Source organism: Streptomyces sp. GL_141, from assembly GCF_057834385.1.
Genome location: NZ_CM174402.1, coordinates 6,562,531 through 6,580,074 on the forward strand (window position 1 = coordinate 6,562,531; position 17,544 = coordinate 6,580,074).

Below are 17,544 nucleotides of genomic sequence, written 5' to 3' on the forward strand. Positions count from 1 at the left end.
GCGCTGCTCCTCGCCGCCACGGCCATGCCCGCGCAGGCCGTCACGTACGGCACGCCCACCATCTCGCTGTCCGCCTCCTACCTGTCCGGTGCCGTCGGCGCGACGGGTGACCCGACGGTGGACGTGACCGTGGCGCAGAGCGGCGCCGACGTCTCCGCGCTCACCGTCAGCGCCTCGGCCTCCAGCAAGGCCACGGTCGCCGGGACCGGCGACGTGAGCGTCACCGGGGCGGGCGCGGTCCGCAAGCTGGCGGTCGCCGCCCGCGGCCGCGGCTACACCAACCTCACCGTCAAGGTGACCGGGCTGGGCGGCAAGACCGCCACCAAGACGCTGTACTACGCCGCCTCCTCCGCGGTGCAGAACCCGGCCGACGCCCGCTACTTCACCGGCGCCTCCGACTCCTCCGCCGCGGTCGACGTCGGCGGCGGCTACACGGTGGTGGCCGACGACGAGAGCAACGTGCTGCGCCTGTACGACCGCGCCAATTCGGCGGCCCCGGTCCGGACCTGGGACTTCAGCTCGCAGCTCGGCGTCACCAAGGAGGTGGACATCGAGGGCGCGACCCTGATCGGCAACACCATCTACTGGACGGGCTCGCTCGGCAACAACAAGGACGGCGAGTACAAGGCGCCCCGCAACACGGTGTTCACCACCACGCTGAGCGGCTCGGGCTCCACCGCGCAGCTCGCGTACGGGCGTTCGTACAAGAAGCTCCGCGACGACCTGGTGGCCTGGGACACGGCGAACGGCAACCGCTACGGCTTCGCCGCCGGTACGGCCGAGGGTGAGGCGCCGAAGCAGATCGACGGCTTCAACGTGGAGGGCCTGGAGTTCGCCCCCGGTTCCACGACCACCGCCTACCTGGGCTTCCGCGCCCCGCTGGCCCCGGCGGTGATCGGCGGCAAGGCGCTGGTCGTGCCGGTGACCAACTTCGACAAGGTGATCTCCAGCGGGACCAAGGCCACCTTCGGCGCGGGCATCGAGCTCGACCTCGGCGGTCTCGCGATCCGCGACATCCGCAAGAACGCCGCGAACCAGTACCTGATCCTGGCCGGCTCCTGGGCGGCGGACGACAACTCCGACCCGTACGCCCTCTACCAGTGGGACGGGATCGCGGGCCACGCCCCGGTCAAGCGGGCCGATCTGCCGACCACCGACCCGGGCGGCTGGGAGGCCATCGTGGCGGTTCCCGACCTGTCGGTCGCGGGCGCGCGGGTGCAGCTGATCACCGACAGCGGCTCCGCCGACCTGTACGGCGACGGCACCGAGGCCAAGGACCTCACCCACCCGGAGTGGAAGAAGTCCCGCGCGGCCTGGTTCACGCTGAACTGAACTCCCCCGATTGCGCCGACTGCCCGGTGAGCTCCACCGCCAGGTCCTCGCGGCGGATCCGCCGGTCTGTGTAGAGCAGGCCGGCGGTGAGCTGCGGGAAGCAGAGCAGCAGCGTCTGGGCGACCATCGCACCGAGTGCGGTGAGGACCGCGTGCACGAAGCCGCCGTCCACCGCCGGGATCAGGCTGAGCGCCCCGGCGAAGGCGAAGGGCAGCTGGACGGCGTACGCCGCTGCGAGCGCGAGCACGGCGGCGAGGGCGGTCAGGCCGAGCGTGCGCCACCAGCCCCCGCGCACCAGACGGGCCGAGCGGCGCAGCGCGCCGAGCGGGCCCAAGCCCTCGCAGGCGGCGACCGTGGGCGCGAGCGCGAACAGCACCCCGAGCCCGAGCGCGGCCGGCAGGGTGGCCGCCGCCGCCGGCGGGGGCAGCCCGGCGGCCAGGACGGCGGCGCCCGGTCCGGCTACGGCGCCGAGGACCAGGAGCTGGCTGCCGAGGACGGCCCCGAAGCGGGGACGGGCGGCGCGCAGCAGCGTACGGGCGGTGGCGGGGTGGCCGAGTACCGCGGGGCGGAGCACGGCGCCCGTCAGGGCGGAGGCCAGGGCGCAGGTCAGCAGGGTCGCCAGGGCGGCGCCGGGAAGCAGGACGGCGACGGGCCGGACGTGCAGGGCGAGGGCGGCCAGGGCGGCCGCGGCGAGCAGCAGCAGCGCGGCGAGCTGGCCGAGGAGCATGGCACCGGTCAGCGGGACCCAGTACCGGGCGAGGGCGGCGCAGGCGCCGCCGAGTATGTCGCCGGAACTCAGCGGCCGCAGGGATATGACTCCCGGCCGGGGCGGCCGCGGGGCCAGCCAGCCACCGCCCCAGTGGGTCCACTGTCCGTCCATGTGGATCTCCTCCCGTCCCCGGTCGGGGCGCACACCGTAACCGCGGGCGCCGGGGAAGTCCCGTAGCCGCGCGGAAATGACCGCGCCCCGCCGGGACAGGGGCTCCGGCGGGGCGCGGCGTACGGTGGGCCGCCTGCTGGACGTCCTACTGGACGTCGACGAAGTCCTCGCGGCTCTGCGAGGAGAAGTGGGCATAGGCGGTCCCCGTGTGGCGGGCCTGCCAGTAGCCGTCCTTGGCGGCCGTGAAGGTCCTGGTGAACAGGCCCTTGGCGTCCGTCTTGGCCGTGCCCATGGCCTTCCAGGTGGTGGTGCCGTTCTCCCGGAAGTAGATGTCCACCGTCTGGGAGGCATGGGGAACGACGACGTCGTTGCTCGGCCACTCCTTCTCGTGGGTGAGCTTGCCGGTGATCGTGATCGGCTTTCCGGTCCTGACGGGCTCGGGCGCCGCGTTGAACTCGGGGATGGCGGTGGTGTAGCCCCCCGAGACCCCGTTCGTCGGCACGGCGGCTCCGGAGGGGATCGCGGAGGTCCCGACGTACCGCAGTCGCCAGTAGCCCCAGCCGGCGTACGGGATGTCCTTCGCCGTGACGGTGGTCGTGCTGTTTCCGGCCGGGGCGGTGCTGTTCACGGTCCTCTTGGTGGACCAGGTCTTCCGGTCCGGTGAGAACTGGACCTCCACCTTGAGCGGGGTGGGCGCCGGGATGTCGTACCGGCGGAACGCCCCGGAGACCGTGACCGTCCTGTTGGCGTTGACCTTGACGGTGGGCACGCCGTGGAAGCCGGCGCTGGTCGTGGGATCGGACCCCACGTACGCCGAGGAGGTGGACATCCACGCCGTGTTCAGGATGGCGATCCGCTGCGTGCGGGTGCCGTCGACGGGGACCTGGACGGTGAACTTGCCGTCCGCGCCCGCCTTGAAGTGCTGCACGTGGTAGACCGTCATGGCGGTTCCGGCGGGCACCGGCTTCTCGACGCCGCCGCTGAGCGTGTAGAAGGCCTGACCGCTCACCGGAGCCGAGGTCTGGTCCGGTCCGGTCACTTTGGTGGTGTTGAGAACGATCCGGGTGTACGGCTGCTTGACCGTGACGTCGCGGCTCTGCCCGTGGGCGGCGTCGGAGCCCTCCGGCCGGAGGACCACGCGGATCTTGTTCTCCCAGGTCGCGAGGATGGCCTTCTTCTCGGTGCCGGTGAACGTCAAGGGTGCTTCGAGGTGCCCCGAGGCATCGGTGGTGAAGGGGGTCTTGCCCGCCGTCGTCTCCACGACCAGCTTGCCGTTCGCCAGCGGACGTTCGGAGCCGTCGCGGGGGTCGCGGCCCACGGCGTCCGCCTTGACGTTCACCGTCTTGTGCTCGAGGTCCGGCGTCCCGATCACCTCGAAGGCCGTGACCTTCGGGACCAGCTGGTAGTTCAGGGTCGTCTTGTCCTTGTGCAGGATCGGCTCGCCCGCGGTGCCGTCGTACTCGACGTCCACGCTGTACGTCGCCAGGTCCGCCAGCTTCAGCTGCTCGGACGCGACGGTCGTCGGGCCCGTGTCGTCCTGGCAGGACGGATCGCACGGGTTGTCGTCCTCGATCACGTAGAACGCGGTGACGGTCGAGACCGGGGTGTCGCTGCCCGTCTTGCGCAGGTGCACCTTCAGGTCCTTCGGCGCGGCGGCCGTGCCGAAGTCCAGGTAGACCCGCTCGTCGTACGTCCACGCCTTGAACCCCGCCGGGAACGGTTCGGCGGCCTGTGCGGTCGCCGGTACGAACAGCCCGCCGGTGAGCGCGGCGGCGGTGCACAGCACCGCCAGGGTGCGCTTCCTCATGTGTCTCCCCCCATGGAAACCAACTTGTTGATCACCTATGCGACACCCGGGTGCGGCACAGGGTTGTACGGATGTCCGCGGTTTGTGTGTGTACGGGCGTACGCATCGTTGTGTACGGTCGTACGCATGCCCTATCTCCTCCTGGCCGCGGCCATAGCCGCAGAGGTCGCCGGTACCACCGCCATGAAGTTCAGCGAGGGCTTCACCAAGCTGTGGCCCTCGCTGATCACGCTGGTGGGCTACGTCATCGCCTTCACGCTGCTCGCGCAGACGCTGAAATCGATGTCGGTCGGGACGGCGTACGCGATCTGGGCCGGTGTCGGCACGGCCGCGATCGCCGCGATCGGCATGGTCTTCATGGGGGAGGCCGCGACGGCCGCGAAGATCGGCGGCATCGTGCTGGTGATCGCCGGGGTCGTGCTGCTGAACCTCGGGGGGACCGCGCACTGATGCCCCGCCGGAATCCCGGCGGGGCATCAGTGGGTTCCGTTCCTGCTCCTGCTCCTGCTCCTGCACGTCGACGAGGTCCTCGCGGCTCGTGGCGGCGAAGTGGTCGGCACGGGCGGGCCCGATGGGCCCGGCGGGCTCGTAGCGGGCCTGCCACGCCCCGTCCTTGATGGCGGTGAAGGCCTTCTTGAACGTGCCGTCGGCCGCCGTCGTTGCGATGCCCGCCTCCACCCACGTGGTGGTGCCGGTCGCGCGGAAGTAGATGTGGACCGGCTGGACGGGGAAGCCGACCCAGGGCCGCCTCCAGTAGTCCCTCTTGGTGAGCTTGCCGGTGATCTCGATCGGCAGGCCGGCCTTGACGGGCTCCGGAGCCGCGTTGAACTCGGCGATCGCCGTCCACGTCCGTGCCGCGAGGTCGGAGACCTGTGCGGGCCCGGCGGGGATCTCGGGGGTTCCGGTGTAGCGCAGCCGCCACTTGCCGGGGCCCGGGTAGGGCAGCGAGGCCGCCGTGACGACGCGGGTGCTGTCGCCGGCCGGGGCGGTGCTCACCCGGGTCGTCTTGGTGATCCACTCGGAGGTGCGGAAGCGCTGGAACTCGACCAGGACCTTCAGCTTGGCGGGCGCCGGGAGGTCGTACGCGTAGAGCTTGCCGGTGACGGTGACCTTCTGGTCCGGGCTGACGGCGGCCGTCACGGTCCCGTGGATCCCGGCACTGGTCGTGGGGTCCACGGCCACGGGCGTGAGGTCGTTCGTCAGCCAGGCCGCCTGGGAGGGTGCGAGCAGCCAGGACCTCCTTCCGTCGACCGTCACCGGTGTGGTGAACCGGCCGTCGGCGCCGGTCCGCGCCTCTCGCCCCCTGGAGTAGAGCCGGGTGCCCGCGGGCACGGGCTTCATGGTGCCGTCGGCACCCTTGAAGGTGAGCCGGCCGCTCACCGGAGCCTGGGAGCCGTCCGGCGCCCTGACGGTGGTGGTGTCCAAGGTGATCTCGGAGGTCCGGGGGAGGGCCTGGACCTCGAGTGACCGGCCGAGCGGGCTCTTCGTGCCCTCCTTTTCCGGCCGGAGGGTCACCCGGAGCCTCGTATAGGTGTACCAGTCGCCCCGCTCGGTGCCGGCGAAGGTGAACGGCGCCTCGATGTGACCCGCGGCGTCGGCGACCATCGGGGTGCCGGCCTCCGACGATTCCAGCACCAGCTTGCCGTGGGGCAGCGGGTGCTCGGTGCCGTCGCGGGGGTCGCGGCCCACGGTGTCGGCCTTGACGGTGACCGTCCGGTTCTCCAGGTCCGGCTTGCCGACCACCGAGAGGGCGGTGACCCGGGGGATCAGGCCGTAGGCGAGGGTGGCCTCGTCCGGGTACCGGATCGATTCGCCCAGGGTTCCCCTGTAGTGGACGTCCACGCTGTACTGACCCAGGTCCGCGAGCCGCAGCGGCGCGGACCGGATGCCCGGCTCGCCGTCGTCGTCCTGGCAGGAGGGGCTGCAGGGGGTCTCGTCCGGCACGGCCTCGAACGAGGTGACCGTCGCGACCCTGATGTCCGTGCCGGCCTTGCGCACGTGCACCCTGAGCTCCTTCGGCAGCGCGTGGTCGCCGAAGTCCAGGTAGATCCGGGTGTAGTCGGTCCAGACCTTGAAGCCGGACGCGTGGGGGTCGGCCGCCTGGGCGGCCGTGGGGATCGCGAGGGCGATCCCCAGCGCCGTGGCCGTGCCCAGAGCGGCCAGGCTGCGCTTCCTCATGTGTCTCCTTCCGGGAGGTTGGCGGGTGGTCAAGATGTGGAGGGGAGACGTGCCGGGCGGGCGAAAGGTTGTACGGGGTGTGCGGGGTGGGGTGGGCGGCGGACCACGCCGCGTACGGGCGGGCCCGCCGGCCGTGTGTACTGTCGTACGCATGCCTCGTCAGTCACTCGCCGCCACCGCCGTCGCGGTAGCCGCCCTCTGATGGCCGGCTCGGTGCGCCGCTACGACCCGGACCGGCGGGAACGGATCATCGCCGCGGCGATCCGGGTGGTGGGGGCGCGGGGCATCGCCGGGCTCAGCCACCGCAGCGTGGCCGCGGAGGCCGACGTACCGCTCGGCTCCACGACGTACCACTTCAAGACCCTGGACGACCTGCTGGTCGCGGCGCTGCGCCGGGCCAACGAGGGCTTCGCCCGGGCGGTCGCGGACTCCGCGGCGCTGGCCGATCCGGGCGCGGACCTGGCGGGTGCCCTGGCCGTGCTGCTGGGCGAGTTCCTCGGGGCGGACCGGGCGCGGGCGGAGCTGGAGTACGAGCTCTACCTGGCCGCCCTGCGCCGCCCCGCGCTGCGTCCCGTGGCGGCCGAATGGTGCGAGGCCGTCTCCACGGCGCTGTCGGACCGGGTGGACCCGGCGACGGCCCGGGCGCTGGTGGCGGTGATGGACGGGATCAGCCTGCAGGTCCTGCTGACGGGGGCGGAGTACGACGAGGCGTACGCCCGCGGGATCCTGCGGCGGGTGCTGCGGGCCTGACGGCGGCCGGGCCGGGCGGCGGCCCCGGGGCTACGCGCCGCGGACCGCCGCCAGGGCGGCGGCCACGCTCGCCTCGATGTCCCGGACCGGGTAGAAGACCTCGCGGACGGTCCGGTCGCGGTCCACGACCAGCGTCAGGCGCTTCAGCCGGCTGATGCCCCCCGCCCGGAACGTCGGCAGCCGCAGCGCCGTCACGAGTCCGAGCTCCGCGTCGGAGAGGAGGGGGAAGCGGAGCCCCTCGGCCTCCGCGAACTCCCGCTGCTCGTCCGGCCGCTGGGTCGACACCCCGTGCACCGTCGCGCCCGCCGCCGTGAACTCCCCGAGCTGGTCCCGGTAGGCGCACGATTCGAGGGTGCAGCCCCGCGCCCCGGGGATCCCGGCCCAGCCGGGCGGGTAGGACTCGGACCGGGCGAACGCGCCCGGGAAGCAGTACAGGACGGTGAACGGCGTGTCCGCCACCGGGTCGCGGAGCTCGCCGAAACGGTCCGGCAGGGTCAGCTCCGGCAGTCGGGTGCCGCGCAGGGCGTGGACCCGTACCGCCTCGCGCGAGGTCTCGTGCGTCGTCGCCGTCATCTCTCCCTCTCCCAGGATCCAGGTGTCCCCCCAGTCCTGGAGGGCGACCAGCACCGGCAGCAGCCCGCGCCCGCGCGGGGTCAGCCGGTACGCGTAGCGCACCGGGCGGTCCTGGTAGGGCTCGCGGGTCAGCACGTCCGCCTCGACGAGCAGCTTCAGGCGTTCCGTCAGTACCTTGCGGGACATGCCCAGTTCGCGCTGGAACTCGTCGAAGCGGTGCACGCCGCGTGCCGCGTCGCGCACGATCAGCAGCGTCCACCAGTCGCCCACGACGTCGAGGGCCTGGGCGATGGAGCAGTCCGCGTCGTCGAGGTGCGTGCGCTGGGCCATGGGCACTCCTTATGTCCGTTGACCCGAGGTTGTCATGCTGACCTAGTCCGTTCCCAAAGGGAACGTACTCGGGGGTCGGCTGGTGCTGCAAGGATTCAAGGACGTGCCCAGAGCGGTGTGGCTGCTCTCGCCGGGCGTTTTCGTCAACGCCGTGTCCAGCTTCACCTTCGTCTTCGTCTTCGTGTACCTGACCGGCCCGCGCGGACTCTCCGTCACCGAGGCCGGTCTCATCGGGGCGCTGCTGCTCGGGACCGGGATCGCGGCCGCCGTGGCGATGATGGTGCTGCTGAGCCTCGGGGAGATCCTCTACGAGACCCCCGCCACCGCGTACGTCGCCGACCAGGCGCCCGCGCACGCCATCGGGCTGTTCCAGAGCCTGTGCGCCGGGGTCTCGGCCAGTGGCGTCGTACTCGGCGGGCCGCTCGGCGGAGCCCTGTACTCCGCGGCGCCCGGGCTGCTGTGGCCGCTGTGCGCGGCGCTGGCGGCGGGGGCGGGCGGGGCGGTGCTGTGGATGTCGGTACGGGTGGCGCGGGGTCCGCGGGTGCCACGACCTGCGGGGGAGGCGCTAGCGGAGCGCGAGCCCGGGCCGGGGCCCGGGCCGGGGCCCGGGCCGGGGGCCGCGCAGGGCCCGTGCCGGAGTGCGTGCCGGAGTCCGCGGAGGACCCGGCGCGACACGACCCGCGCCCGGCACATGAGACCGGTTCGCGACCGCGGGCCGTCGCCGGTTAGGTTTCGGGCATGACTGCTACGCGTACCACCGGCGCCGTCGCCGCCGGACTTGCCACCATCACCGCCGACGGCACCGTCCTCGACACCTGGTTCCCCGCCCCCCAGCTGGTCGCCGAGCCCGGCCCGGCCGGCACCGAGCGCCTCACTGCCGAGCAGGCCGTGGAGCTGCTGGGGGCCACCGCGCCCAAGGCGATCCGCCAGGACGCGGTCCGCGGCGTCGAGGTCGTAGCGGTCCGCACCGTGATCGCCTCCCTGGAGGACAAGCCGCTGGACGCGCACGACGCGTACCTGCGCCTGCACCTGCTCAGCCACCGCCTGGTCAAGCCGCACGGCCAGAACCTGGACGGCGTTTTCGGCCTGCTGGCCAACGTCGCCTGGACCTCGCTGGGCCCGGTCGCGATCGACCAGGTCGAGACGGTCCGCCTGAACGCCCGCGCCGAGGGCCTGCACCTCCAGGTGACCTCGATCGACAAGTTCCCGCGGATGACGGACTACGTCGCCCCCAAGGGCGTGCGCATCGCCGACGCGGACCGGGTCCGCCTGGGCGCGCACCTCGCCGAGGGCACCACCGTCATGCACGAGGGCTTCGTCAACTTCAACGCCGGCACCCTGGGCACCTCCATGGTCGAGGGCCGCATCTCCGCGGGCGTCGTGGTCGGCGACGGCTCCGACATCGGCGGCGGCGCGTCCACCATGGGCACCCTGTCGGGCGGCGGCAAGCAGATCATCTCGATCGGCGAGCGCACCCTGATCGGCGCCGAGGCGGGCATCGGCATCGCCCTGGGCAACGAGTGCGTCGTGGAGGCCGGCCTCTACGTCACGGCCGGCACCCGGGTCACCCTGCCGGACGGCCAGATCGTCAAGGCCCTGGAGCTCTCCGGCGCCGACAACATCCTCTTCCGCCGCAACTCGGTCACCGGCGCCGTCGAGGCCCGCCCGTACAAGGCGGCCTGGGGCGGCCTGAACGAGGTCCTGCACAGCCACAACTGACCGACCCCGGTCCGGTCCTGCCGACGCCCTCCCACCCGTCGGGGTGGGAGGGCGTCGTGCGTGGTGAGGCTCCTCCCGCCCCGAGCGGGGGAGGGGCTTCGCACACGCGGGGTCCGCGCGGGCCGGACGTCCGGCCGGTGGCGGTCAGCTCAGGGGGATCGTGCGGACCAGGCCGGCGAAGGCCTGCTGTTCCGCCTCGGTCAGTTCCACCGACTCCATCGGGTGGACGGAGGTGCCGCGCTGGGCCGGGATGACCGAGAGGCCTTCGAAGGCGCCTGGCTCCGGGTGGTGGAAACGGCTGTCCCACAGCATGTGGCCGAGGCCGATCAGCCAGACGGCGGCGGCCACGAGCAGGACGGCGATGCCGATTTCCTGAGCGAGGGAGATGGAGGGGAACACGCGGTCCTCCAAAGGAGTGCTGGAGTGCGGTACAAGATCGGGCGTGGGGACACTCAACACCAGAACCGCCCGAATGGGTAGGGATGTGCCGAGCGTCACGCCAGGGCCAAAGGTCCCTACCTCGGCTTCCGGCCGTCGGGACTCCGGTTCCGGCGAGGGCCCCGGCTAGGGCAGCGGCAGCTTGAAGCCCTCGTGGCTCCGGGCGTAGCCCAGCCGCTCGTAGAAGCGGTGCGCGGCGGTGCGCCGCTTGTTGCTGGTGAGCTGCATCAGGCCGCAGCCGCGCTCGCGGGCCCGGTCCGCCGCCAGCTCCATCAGGCGGGCCCCGAGCCCCCCGCCCCGCCGGTCCGCGCGGATCCGTACGGCCTCCACGAGGGCCCGCTCCCGTCCGCCCTGGCCGAGCCCCGGGATGTACGTCAGCTGCAGGCAGCCGACCACCTCCCCGTCCGCCTCCAGGACCAGCATCTCGTTGCGCGGGTCCGACGTGATCGCGGCGAAGGCCCGCTCGTGGGCCTCGGAGACCGGCTCGGGGGCCGGAGCCCCGGTGCCGGCCGCGGCCGCATCCGGGTTCTCGTCCTGAGCCAGCAGGGCGAGTACGGCGGGGAGGTCCTGGCGGTTCGCGGTACGGAAGATCATGCCGGGATCATGCCAAAGGGGCCGGGCGGCGGTGCGGCCCGGCCCCTTCGGCGCCGCCCCTACGGGCGGAAGCGCACGACCTGCGGGTCGTGGTCGCTGTTCTGGTCGGAGAACTCCGCGTTGATGTGCACGCTGTCGTAGCTGAACTGCTTGATGCCCGGGCTCGTCAGGATCTGGTCGAGGACCTGCGCGTTGCCCTGGTAGACGTACGAGTACCGCTCCGGCCGCGGCAGGGACTTGATCGCCGCGTACAGCGCCCCGCCGTCCTCCAGCGCCTTGGTCGTCTCGGAGAACTCGAAGTCGTTGATGTCGCCGACCACGAGGACCGCGGCCTTCTTCTCCACCGCCAGGATGTCCTTGACGAAGCCGTTCACGGCCTGCGCCTGGAGCAGCCGCTTGGCCTCGGAGGAGCGGACCGGAGGCTGGGTCGCGGAGGTCAGGCCCTGGTCGCCGCCCTTCGAACCGAAGTGGTTGGCGATCACGAAGACCGTCTTGCCGCGGAAGACGAACTCGCCGGCCAGCGGCTTGCGGCTGTCCACCCACGCCGGGTTCGCCGGGTCGATCCGGCCGGGGGAGTGGGTCAGGGCGGCCTTGCCGTTCTCCGTCACCACACCGGTCGCCGTCACCGCGTCGCCCGGGGCGCGCTCGGTGAAGGAGACCCGTGCCGGGTTGAAGAGGAACACCTGGCGGATGTTGCCGCCGGGCTCGCCGCCGTCCTTCTTGTCCTCCGGGTTGATGGTCCGCCACTGGTAGGCCGGGCCGCCCGCGGCCGTGATGGCCGCGGTGAACTTCGTCAGGGTGGCCTCGGCCGAGACCGTGCCGTCGTTCTTGGCGCCGTTGTCGTCCTGGATCTCCTCCAGGGCGAGGATGTCGGGGGAGGCGAGGTTCTCGACGACGGCCTTCGCCAGGTTGTCGAACTTCTCCTGCGGGTCGGACGGGTCGAGGTTCTCCACGTTGTACGTGGCCACCGCGAGTTCCTTCTCGGCCTGCGGCTTGGTCTTCTCGGGGGCCAGGGTGCCCGCCTTCACCGTGCCGAGGGTGCGGGCCACCAGGGTGTAGCCGCCGAACTGGTTGAAGTCCAGGGGACCTTCGGTGGGTCCGGTCAGCTTGTCGCCGACGTTGGCCACCGGGAACGGCTGCTGCGCGAGGGGCGCGAGCTGCTGGATCTGGAGGCGGCCGGTGTTCTGGGAGTCGTACGAACCGTAGACCGTGCCGCCGCGCTTGGCGGTGTTCTCCCAGCCCTTCACCGTGACCCACAGCTCGGCGTACGGGTCGGTGGCGCCGACCACGCGCGAGGTGCCGATCGCGATGTTCATGCCCTCGAGGGACTCGTAGTGGTCCAGGGCGTAGCGCGAGGGCTCCAGGGTCAGGCCGTTGATGCTGCCGGCGGCGGCCGGGTCGCCCTCCGGGGCGTACGCGCAGGGGACCGAGTACTCGTTGACGGCGGTGGCCGCGGGCAGCGCGTTGCCGGAGGAGACCACGGTCACGACGGGCTTGGAGATCTGGGTGACCGACTGGTTGCCGGAGGAGACGCCGCCGGGGATGTACTCGCCGACCAGGCCGGAGACGGTGACGGCGTCGCCGACCGCGACGGTCGGGACCGAGCTGGTGAAGACGAACACGCCCTCGCTGGTGGCGTCGTCGTCGTCCGTGTCCGGGTCCTGGATCCAGAAGCCGCGCGAACCGTACGTACGCACGCCCGTGACGACACCCGCCACATCGGCGACCTGCTTGCCGACCAGCGGGGATATCCGGGTGGTGCCCTGGATGTCGTGGATGCGTATCGGATCGGCGGACACGGCGCCTTCGGCCGCGTCGGCGGTGCCCGCGAGCAGGCCGGTGGCCAGCGCGGTGGCGACGAGGGCCGCGACGGCGGCGGAACGGGGATGCGAGGAGCGCATGGGCGGGAACTCCGGTGTGTGGAGGAGGAAGCAGATATCTACGCGCGTCAATTTCCTTCGTGGCCGGCAAAGTTGTCAAGCCCTACAGGGAATACGGAGGTTGACTGTGGGATGAACCAAAGGGGAGAGACCGCCGGGCGCGCCCGAAATGCGTCTACTCTGGGGCGCCTACGACCCGTACCCGAAGCACCCGAAGCACCCGTACCCGAACCACCCGTGCCCGCGAGGAGAACCGCCCCCATGTCCGCAGACTCGCACCCCACGCTGCCGCCGGTACGGCTGCTCCCCGACGCGGAACTGGCCCGCGAAGCCCTGGCCGCCCCGCTGTTCGCCCGCGCCGTGCGCCTCGCCCGCTGGGCCGGACCGGACACCCGCGTGGACACCGGCGGCGAGCTCGTCGCCGGGCAACTGCCCGAAGCCGTGGCCCTCCTGGGCCTCGACCCCGCCGACGAGGACTCCGCGGCCCACGCGAGCCAGGCCTGGCGGGTGGCCGTCGACACCGGCCTCGTCGACGTCACCGAGCCGGAGGAGGACGGCGGCTCCGGGGAAGCGGCCGAGGGGGAGGGGGAAGGGGAGTTCGGCACCGCCGAGCCCGGCGAGGACCTGGCCCTGGTGACCGGCGGGACCCCCGGTGACGTGCTCGACCTGTGGCTGGCGGCCCTGGACACCGTCCTCGCGGACGCGGCGGTACCGGCCCTGGACGACCTCGTCGACGCCCTCGACGCTGGCGGCGAGATCGACTTCGACCAGCTCGACTGGAACCCGCGCCGCGAGGCCGACTTCCTCGACGGGGTCCTCGCCAACCTCTACCTGCTCGCCGTGGCCGAGGGCGGCACGGCCGACGGCCCGGTGCCGCTCCCGGTGCTCGCCGCCTCGATGGTGGTGCCGGACGACATGGGCGATCCCACCGACGCCGTACTGGAGCAGGTCTCGGACGCGATGATGCGCCTCGACGACCAGTTCCGGCAGCTGGAGCCGATCGGGCTGGTCGAGTTCCGCCCCGTCGACGAGGCGCTGATGGCGGAGGCCGATGACGAGGAGCTCTTCGTGAGCGCGGGCGCCGATCCCGACGAGGAGGACGTCTCCCGGTACGGGCTGGTACGCCTGACCCCCCTCGGGCTGTACGGGATCCGGGCGCGCATGCTGGAGGCGGGTGTCGAGGCCCCGGCCGTCGGCGAGCTGGCCGGCAAGGGCGCGGACGTCCTGCTCGACGTGGTCTCCCACTACGCCGAGGCCGCCGCCCAGGCCGAGATCGAACAGTGGCTGGCCGGCCGCCCCGTGCCCGAAGCCGTCGCGGAGCTGCTCGCCGCGGCGCGCGGCGCGGACGAGGGCGGCCCGCTGCGCCGGCTGCGCTGCCAGCAGGCCCTCGCGCCCGCCGGAGCGGAGGCCGAGCAGGCCGTGCGCGCCGTACTGGACGACGCGGAGCTCGGCGGGCTCGCCCGGGTCTGGCTGGCCGAGCGCGGGGCGTCCGACGTACCGGCGCCGGACGAGGAGATGGTGTTCTGGCTGACGGTCGACACGATCGCGGCGCAGCTCGCGACGGGCGGCGGGGGAGCCGGCGGAGGCGAGGGCGCGGAGGCGGAGCTGCCGCTCCTGATCGAATCGCTGACCGCCCATCACGCCGGGTTCTTCGAGCAGGCCTGGCGGGTGGAGCACCCGGCGACGGCCCACGTGCTGGAGGCGATGGGGCGGCTGCACCCCGACAAGAAGGCGGCCAAGGAGGCCCGGAAGGCCGCGTTCAAGGCGCGTTCCCGGGGCGTATGAGGCGTTGGTAACCAGCCGTTCCCGCAAGGGACTCGGCCAACGGGGACGCCGATCAAGGGGTCGATTCGTTTTCCCGGGTAGTTCAGTCGGCGTTCACGTGCGGGCGGGAGCGTGTGCGCCGACGACCGCACGACAGGCGCACCACCTCCCCACCCCTGGAGACCCGATGCCGCTCAGCCGCAGAGATTTCACCACCCGCACCGCACTCGCGGGTGCCGGAGTCGCGCTCACCGGAACGGTCGGCGCCCTCGCCACCGCCCCCGGGGCCCTCGCCGCGGACGACGGCGCGCAGCAGGACGCCGGCCTCGACCAGGGGCAGGGCCAGGGTCACGGCCATGGCCGCGGTCCCGGCTACGGCCCGCTCGTTTCCGACCCGGCCGGCATCCTGGCCCTCCCCGCCGGATTCACGTACCGCGTGATCACCCACAGCGGCGTCACGAAGCTCGTCTCGGGCGAGAGCACCCCGTCCAACCACGACGCCACGGCCGCCTTCGAGGGCCACCGGGGAGTCACCCTCCTCGTCAACAACCACGAGCTGAAGGGCCCGCGCACGAACTGGACGCACCCCGTCCCGCTCACCGAGGGCCTGGTCTACGACCCGGCCGCGGCCGGCGGCTGCACGGTCGTCGAGATCCGGCGCGGCGGCGAGGTCGCCGAATGGGTGGGCATCTCCGGTACGTCCACCAACTGCGCGGGCGGCACCACCCCCTGGGACACCTGGCTGACCTGCGAGGAGAACTCGGACCTCGCCGGCAAGAACGGGATGACCAAGGACCACGGCTACGTCTTCGAGGTCGACCCGCACGACCGTCGCGCCAACCGCGACCCGAAGCCGGTCAAGGCGTTCGGGCGCTACGACCACGAGGCCGTCGTCATCGACCCGCGGACGGGCCACGCCTACCTCACCGAGGACGCCTCCAACCCCAACGGGCTGCTCTTCCGGTGGACCCCGCCGAGCGGCTTCCGGCACGGGCGCGGCAAGCTCCGTACGCTCGCCGACGACGCCGGTGTGCTGGCGGCCGCCAAGTGCTTCGACAGCGCCGGGCTGTTCGTCGACGACCTCTCGCGCGCGACGAAGATCGGCACCACCTACGGGGTGGACTGGGTCCCGGTCTCCGACCGCGACGCGCGCACCGTGGCGGTGCGCAAGCAGTTCGGGGCGGGGGCCGTGACCCGCGGGCGCAAGCTGGAGGGCATGTGGTGGGCCGACGGCGGCGCGTACTTCGTCTCCTCCTACGCCCGTGAGGAGAGCCCGGGCGCGGCCCACGACGGCCAGGTGTGGTTCTACGACCCCAAGCGGCGCACGATGCGGCTGCAGGTCCTGCTCGGGGTGAACGCTGACCCGTCGGTGGAGGGCGGCTACGACGGCCCGGACAACATCACGGTCTCCCCGTACGGCGGTCTGATCATCGCCGAGGACGGCTCGGGGCTGCAGCACCTCTTCGGCGCGACCGAGTCGGGGCGCACGTACCCGCTGGCCCGCAACGAGATGAACACGGGGACGGCCGAGGAGCCGGAGTACTCGGAGTTCACGGGCGTCTGCTTCTCGCCGGACGGGCGGACGCTGTTCGCCAACATCCAGGACCCGGGCATCATGCTGGCCGTCACGGGACCGTGGCGCCGCGGCCGCTGATCCGCGGGCGGCGGACATGAGAAGAGCCGCCGGGCCTTCGGGCCCGGCGGCTCTTCTCGTCGTCTCGTCTGTGCGTCTGTTCGTTTACTGAGCTTCGGCGCGGCTGGCCGCGGCCCACTCTTCGAGGAGGAACTCGTACGCCTCGGAGGGCCACTCGCCGTCCACCCGGCTCTCGACGAGCTGCCTGATCGCCTCGTTCGCCTCGGCGGCGGACGGGCGAGCGGGGCCCGCGGGCTGGAGTGTCTGGTGCATGGTTCCAAGGCTACGGGCGGGCACTGACAGCCACCTCCGTATTAAGGGTGGAACAGATCACCTGTGGAGGGCGTCCGTCGCTCCATGTGCCCGCTCACCTGCTCAGAGTGCCTGCGCGGCGGGCTTGACCATGCCGCGCACTGTGCGCGACTTCACAAACTCGCCCATGGCCGTCATCTCCCATTCGCCCGAAAACTGCTTGATCAGCTTGGCCATCATCACGCCGGTCTGCGGCTCGGCGCTGGTGAGGTCGAAGCGGACCAGCTCCTCGTTGGTCGCGGCGTCGATGAGGCGGCAGTACGCCTTGGCCACTTCGGTGAACTTCTGGCCGGAGAAGGAGTTGACCGTGAAGACGAGGCCCGTCGCGTCCGCGGGCAGCCGGCCGAGGTCGACGACGATCACCTCGTCGTCGCCCGCGCCCTCACCGGTGAGGTTGTCGCCGGAGTGCTTGACGGAGCCGCCCAGGATGGAGAGCTTGCCGAAGTAGCAGCTGTCGATGTGGTTGCGCTGCGGGCCGTACGCGATGACCGAGGCGTCCAGGTCGATGTCCCGGCCGCGGAACGCGGGCTCCCAGCCGAGGCCCATCTTGACCTGGGAGAGCAGCGGGCGGCCGCCCTTGACCAGGGACACGGTCTGGTTCTTCTGGAGGCTGACCCGGCCCTTGTCGAGGTTGATCTTCCCCGCGCCGGGGGCGGGAGCGGCGGCGGGAGCCGCGACCGGTGCGGGTGCGACCGGCGCGGGCGCCGGGGTCGCCCCGGGGGCGCCGCTGGTGAGCCAGGGGGAGGCCGCGTACGTGGGGGGCGCCGGGGGCACGGGCGGGGCGACCGGGGCCGGGGCGGCGGCCGCCGGGGCCGGCTCGTCCTCCACCGATACGCCGAAGTCGGTCGCGATGCCGGCGAGGCCGTTCGCGTACCCCTGGCCGACCGCGCGCACCTTCCACACGCCGCCGCGCTGGTAGACCTCGACGACCACCAGAGCGGTCTCGGTGCCGAGCCGCGGCGGGGTGAAGGTGGAGATCTCCGCTCCGCTGCCGGCGTCCCGCACGGTGGCGGTGGGCTCGATGCCCTGGAAGGACTGGCCCGCGGCGTCGGGGCTGGCGGTGATGACGATCCGCTCGATGCCGGGCGGGACCGCACCGGTGTCCACGGTGATCGAGTCCGGTGCCGTGCCGCCGCCCGAGCGGTAGCTGACGCCGGGGCCGGACGGCTGGTTGAAGAAGATGAAATCGGCGTCGGAACGCACCTTGCCGTCGGCGGCGAGGAGCAGCGCGGACACGTCGAGCCGCACCGGGGCAGCCACGTCCACCGTCACGCGGACGGCATTGAGCGGCAGGTTGGAACCAGGGGTCATAGCGGTCATGCCGGGAGAACGACCGAGGTGGCTTTGCCGTTCC

The 17,544-nt window shown here is 72.4% G+C and carries 16 protein-coding genes; 8 read left to right on the forward strand and 8 right to left on the reverse strand.

The genetic code is table 11. The annotated features are described in order from the left end of the window. Window positions 1-24: 24 nt before the first annotated feature. Window positions 25-1,332, forward strand: a complete 1,308-nt coding sequence (locus tag AC3IX6_RS29155) for a DUF3616 domain-containing protein (RefSeq protein WP_489371593.1) — start codon at window positions 25-27, stop codon at window positions 1,330-1,332. On the opposite strand, the gene AC3IX6_RS29160 is transcribed toward AC3IX6_RS29155, so the two are convergent. Continuing rightward, window positions 1,319-2,212: a hypothetical protein gene (locus tag AC3IX6_RS29160; RefSeq protein WP_489366020.1), complete on the reverse strand. Its 894-nt coding sequence runs from the start codon at window positions 2,210-2,212 to the stop codon at window positions 1,319-1,321. The two genes, AC3IX6_RS29155 and AC3IX6_RS29160, sit on opposite strands and share 14 nt — an antisense overlap. Before the next feature lie 145 nt (window positions 2,213-2,357). Beyond that, window positions 2,358-4,019: a hypothetical protein gene (locus AC3IX6_RS29165; RefSeq protein ID WP_489366022.1), complete on the reverse strand. Its 1,662-nt coding sequence runs from the start codon at window positions 4,017-4,019 to the stop codon at window positions 2,358-2,360. A 126-nt stretch (window positions 4,020-4,145) separates the two neighbouring features. On the opposite strand from AC3IX6_RS29165, the gene AC3IX6_RS29170 reads away from it, so the two are divergent. The 3 genes from AC3IX6_RS29170 (at window position 4,146) to AC3IX6_RS29180 (ending at window position 6,947) form a co-directional block, all read left to right on the forward strand. Next, window positions 4,146-4,469 (forward strand): DMT family transporter, encoded by a 324-nt coding sequence (locus AC3IX6_RS29170; protein ID WP_489366023.1) that lies wholly within the window; start codon window positions 4,146-4,148, stop codon window positions 4,467-4,469. A 649-nt stretch (window positions 4,470-5,118) separates the two neighbouring features. Further along, window positions 5,119-5,331 carry a hypothetical protein gene (locus tag AC3IX6_RS29175; protein ID WP_489366025.1) on the forward strand — a complete coding sequence of 71 codons (213 nt, stop codon included), beginning with the start codon at window positions 5,119-5,121 and terminating at the stop codon, window positions 5,329-5,331. A gap of 1,067 nt (window positions 5,332-6,398) precedes the next feature. Beyond that, window positions 6,399-6,947, forward strand: coding sequence for a TetR/AcrR family transcriptional regulator (locus tag AC3IX6_RS29180; protein WP_489366027.1), 549 nt, complete (start codon window positions 6,399-6,401; stop codon window positions 6,945-6,947). Window positions 6,948-6,977: 30 nt separating this feature from the next. Here the strand turns inward: AC3IX6_RS29180 and AC3IX6_RS29185 are convergent, their stop codons facing one another. Continuing rightward, entirely contained in the window at window positions 6,978-7,850 is an 873-nt protein-coding gene (locus AC3IX6_RS29185; protein ID WP_489366029.1) for a winged helix-turn-helix transcriptional regulator, read from the reverse strand. 103 nt (window positions 7,851-7,953) lie between these two features. On the opposite strand from AC3IX6_RS29185, the gene AC3IX6_RS29190 reads away from it, so the two are divergent. Together AC3IX6_RS29190 and dapD are read left to right on the forward strand one after the other, a co-directional pair. Further along, a complete protein-coding gene (locus AC3IX6_RS29190; RefSeq protein WP_489366031.1) occupies window positions 7,954-8,592 on the forward strand; it encodes a hypothetical protein in 639 nt (212 codons plus the stop codon). Next, window positions 8,589-9,569, forward strand: a complete 981-nt coding sequence (gene dapD, locus AC3IX6_RS29195) for a 2,3,4,5-tetrahydropyridine-2,6-dicarboxylate N-succinyltransferase (RefSeq protein ID WP_383942666.1) — start codon at window positions 8,589-8,591, stop codon at window positions 9,567-9,569. Before AC3IX6_RS29190 ends, dapD begins: the two co-directional genes overlap by 4 nt. Window positions 9,570-9,713: 144 nt before the next feature. Here the strand turns inward: dapD and AC3IX6_RS29200 are convergent, their stop codons facing one another. The 3 genes from AC3IX6_RS29200 to AC3IX6_RS29210 all read right to left on the reverse strand — a co-directional run bounded on the left by AC3IX6_RS29200 (window position 9,714) and on the right by AC3IX6_RS29210 (window position 12,502). Then, the gene (locus AC3IX6_RS29200; protein WP_450909044.1) at window positions 9,714-9,968 is read right to left on the reverse strand and encodes a hypothetical protein; all 255 of its coding nucleotides are present in this window, start codon (window positions 9,966-9,968) and stop codon (window positions 9,714-9,716) included. A 165-nt stretch (window positions 9,969-10,133) separates the two neighbouring features. Next, entirely contained in the window at window positions 10,134-10,601 is a 468-nt protein-coding gene (locus AC3IX6_RS29205; protein ID WP_489366033.1) for a GNAT family N-acetyltransferase, read from the reverse strand. 59 nt (window positions 10,602-10,660) lie between these two features. After that, complete coding sequence (locus AC3IX6_RS29210; protein ID WP_489366035.1) at window positions 10,661-12,502, reverse strand: DUF8508 domain-containing protein; 1,842 nt, start codon at window positions 12,500-12,502, stop codon at window positions 10,661-10,663. Window positions 12,503-12,742: 240 nt separating this feature from the next. Here AC3IX6_RS29210 and AC3IX6_RS29215 point away from each other — a divergent pair, with 240 nt between their 5' ends. Both AC3IX6_RS29215 and AC3IX6_RS29220 read left to right on the forward strand, forming a co-directional pair. Further along, window positions 12,743-14,266: a hypothetical protein gene (locus tag AC3IX6_RS29215; protein ID WP_489366036.1), complete on the forward strand. Its 1,524-nt coding sequence runs from the start codon at window positions 12,743-12,745 to the stop codon at window positions 14,264-14,266. 166 nt (window positions 14,267-14,432) lie between these two features. Continuing rightward, entirely contained in the window at window positions 14,433-15,899 is a 1,467-nt protein-coding gene (locus AC3IX6_RS29220) for an alkaline phosphatase PhoX (protein ID WP_489366038.1), read from the forward strand. An 84-nt stretch (window positions 15,900-15,983) separates the two neighbouring features. Here the strand turns inward: AC3IX6_RS29220 and AC3IX6_RS29225 are convergent, their stop codons facing one another. Together AC3IX6_RS29225 and AC3IX6_RS29230 are read right to left on the reverse strand one after the other, a co-directional pair. Then, on the reverse strand, window positions 15,984-16,151 hold the full coding sequence (locus tag AC3IX6_RS29225; protein ID WP_243338429.1) for a hypothetical protein: 168 nt from the start codon (window positions 16,149-16,151) through the stop codon (window positions 15,984-15,986). Window positions 16,152-16,253: 102 nt separating this feature from the next. After that, entirely contained in the window at window positions 16,254-17,501 is a 1,248-nt protein-coding gene (locus AC3IX6_RS29230) for a TerD family protein (protein WP_489366040.1), read from the reverse strand. Window positions 17,502-17,544 lie beyond the last annotated feature (43 nt).

What these genes read in the sequence shown, in the direction of transcription:
- AC3IX6_RS29155 (WP_489371593.1), top strand. Translation starts at nt 25, where the DNA reads ATGCCCGCGCAGGCCGTCACGTACGGCACGCCCACCATCTCGCTGTCC.
- AC3IX6_RS29160 (WP_489366020.1), bottom strand. Translation starts at nt 2,212, where the DNA reads ATGGACGGACAGTGGACCCACTGGGGCGGTGGCTGGCTGGCCCCGCGG.
- AC3IX6_RS29165 (WP_489366022.1), bottom strand. Translation starts at nt 4,019, where the DNA reads ATGAGGAAGCGCACCCTGGCGGTGCTGTGCACCGCCGCCGCGCTCACC.
- AC3IX6_RS29170 (WP_489366023.1), top strand. Translation starts at nt 4,146, where the DNA reads ATGCCCTATCTCCTCCTGGCCGCGGCCATAGCCGCAGAGGTCGCCGGT.
- AC3IX6_RS29180 (WP_489366027.1), top strand. Translation starts at nt 6,399, where the DNA reads ATGGCCGGCTCGGTGCGCCGCTACGACCCGGACCGGCGGGAACGGATC.
- AC3IX6_RS29185 (WP_489366029.1), bottom strand. Translation starts at nt 7,850, where the DNA reads ATGGCCCAGCGCACGCACCTCGACGACGCGGACTGCTCCATCGCCCAG.
- dapD (WP_383942666.1), top strand. Translation starts at nt 8,589, where the DNA reads ATGACTGCTACGCGTACCACCGGCGCCGTCGCCGCCGGACTTGCCACC.
- AC3IX6_RS29205 (WP_489366033.1), bottom strand. Translation starts at nt 10,601, where the DNA reads ATGATCTTCCGTACCGCGAACCGCCAGGACCTCCCCGCCGTACTCGCC.
- AC3IX6_RS29210 (WP_489366035.1), bottom strand. Translation starts at nt 12,502, where the DNA reads ATGCGCTCCTCGCATCCCCGTTCCGCCGCCGTCGCGGCCCTCGTCGCC.
- AC3IX6_RS29215 (WP_489366036.1), top strand. Translation starts at nt 12,743, where the DNA reads ATGTCCGCAGACTCGCACCCCACGCTGCCGCCGGTACGGCTGCTCCCC.
- AC3IX6_RS29220 (WP_489366038.1), top strand. Translation starts at nt 14,433, where the DNA reads ATGCCGCTCAGCCGCAGAGATTTCACCACCCGCACCGCACTCGCGGGT.
- AC3IX6_RS29225 (WP_243338429.1), bottom strand. Translation starts at nt 16,151, where the DNA reads ATGCACCAGACACTCCAGCCCGCGGGCCCCGCTCGCCCGTCCGCCGCC.
- AC3IX6_RS29230 (WP_489366040.1), bottom strand. Translation starts at nt 17,501, where the DNA reads ATGACCCCTGGTTCCAACCTGCCGCTCAATGCCGTCCGCGTGACGGTG.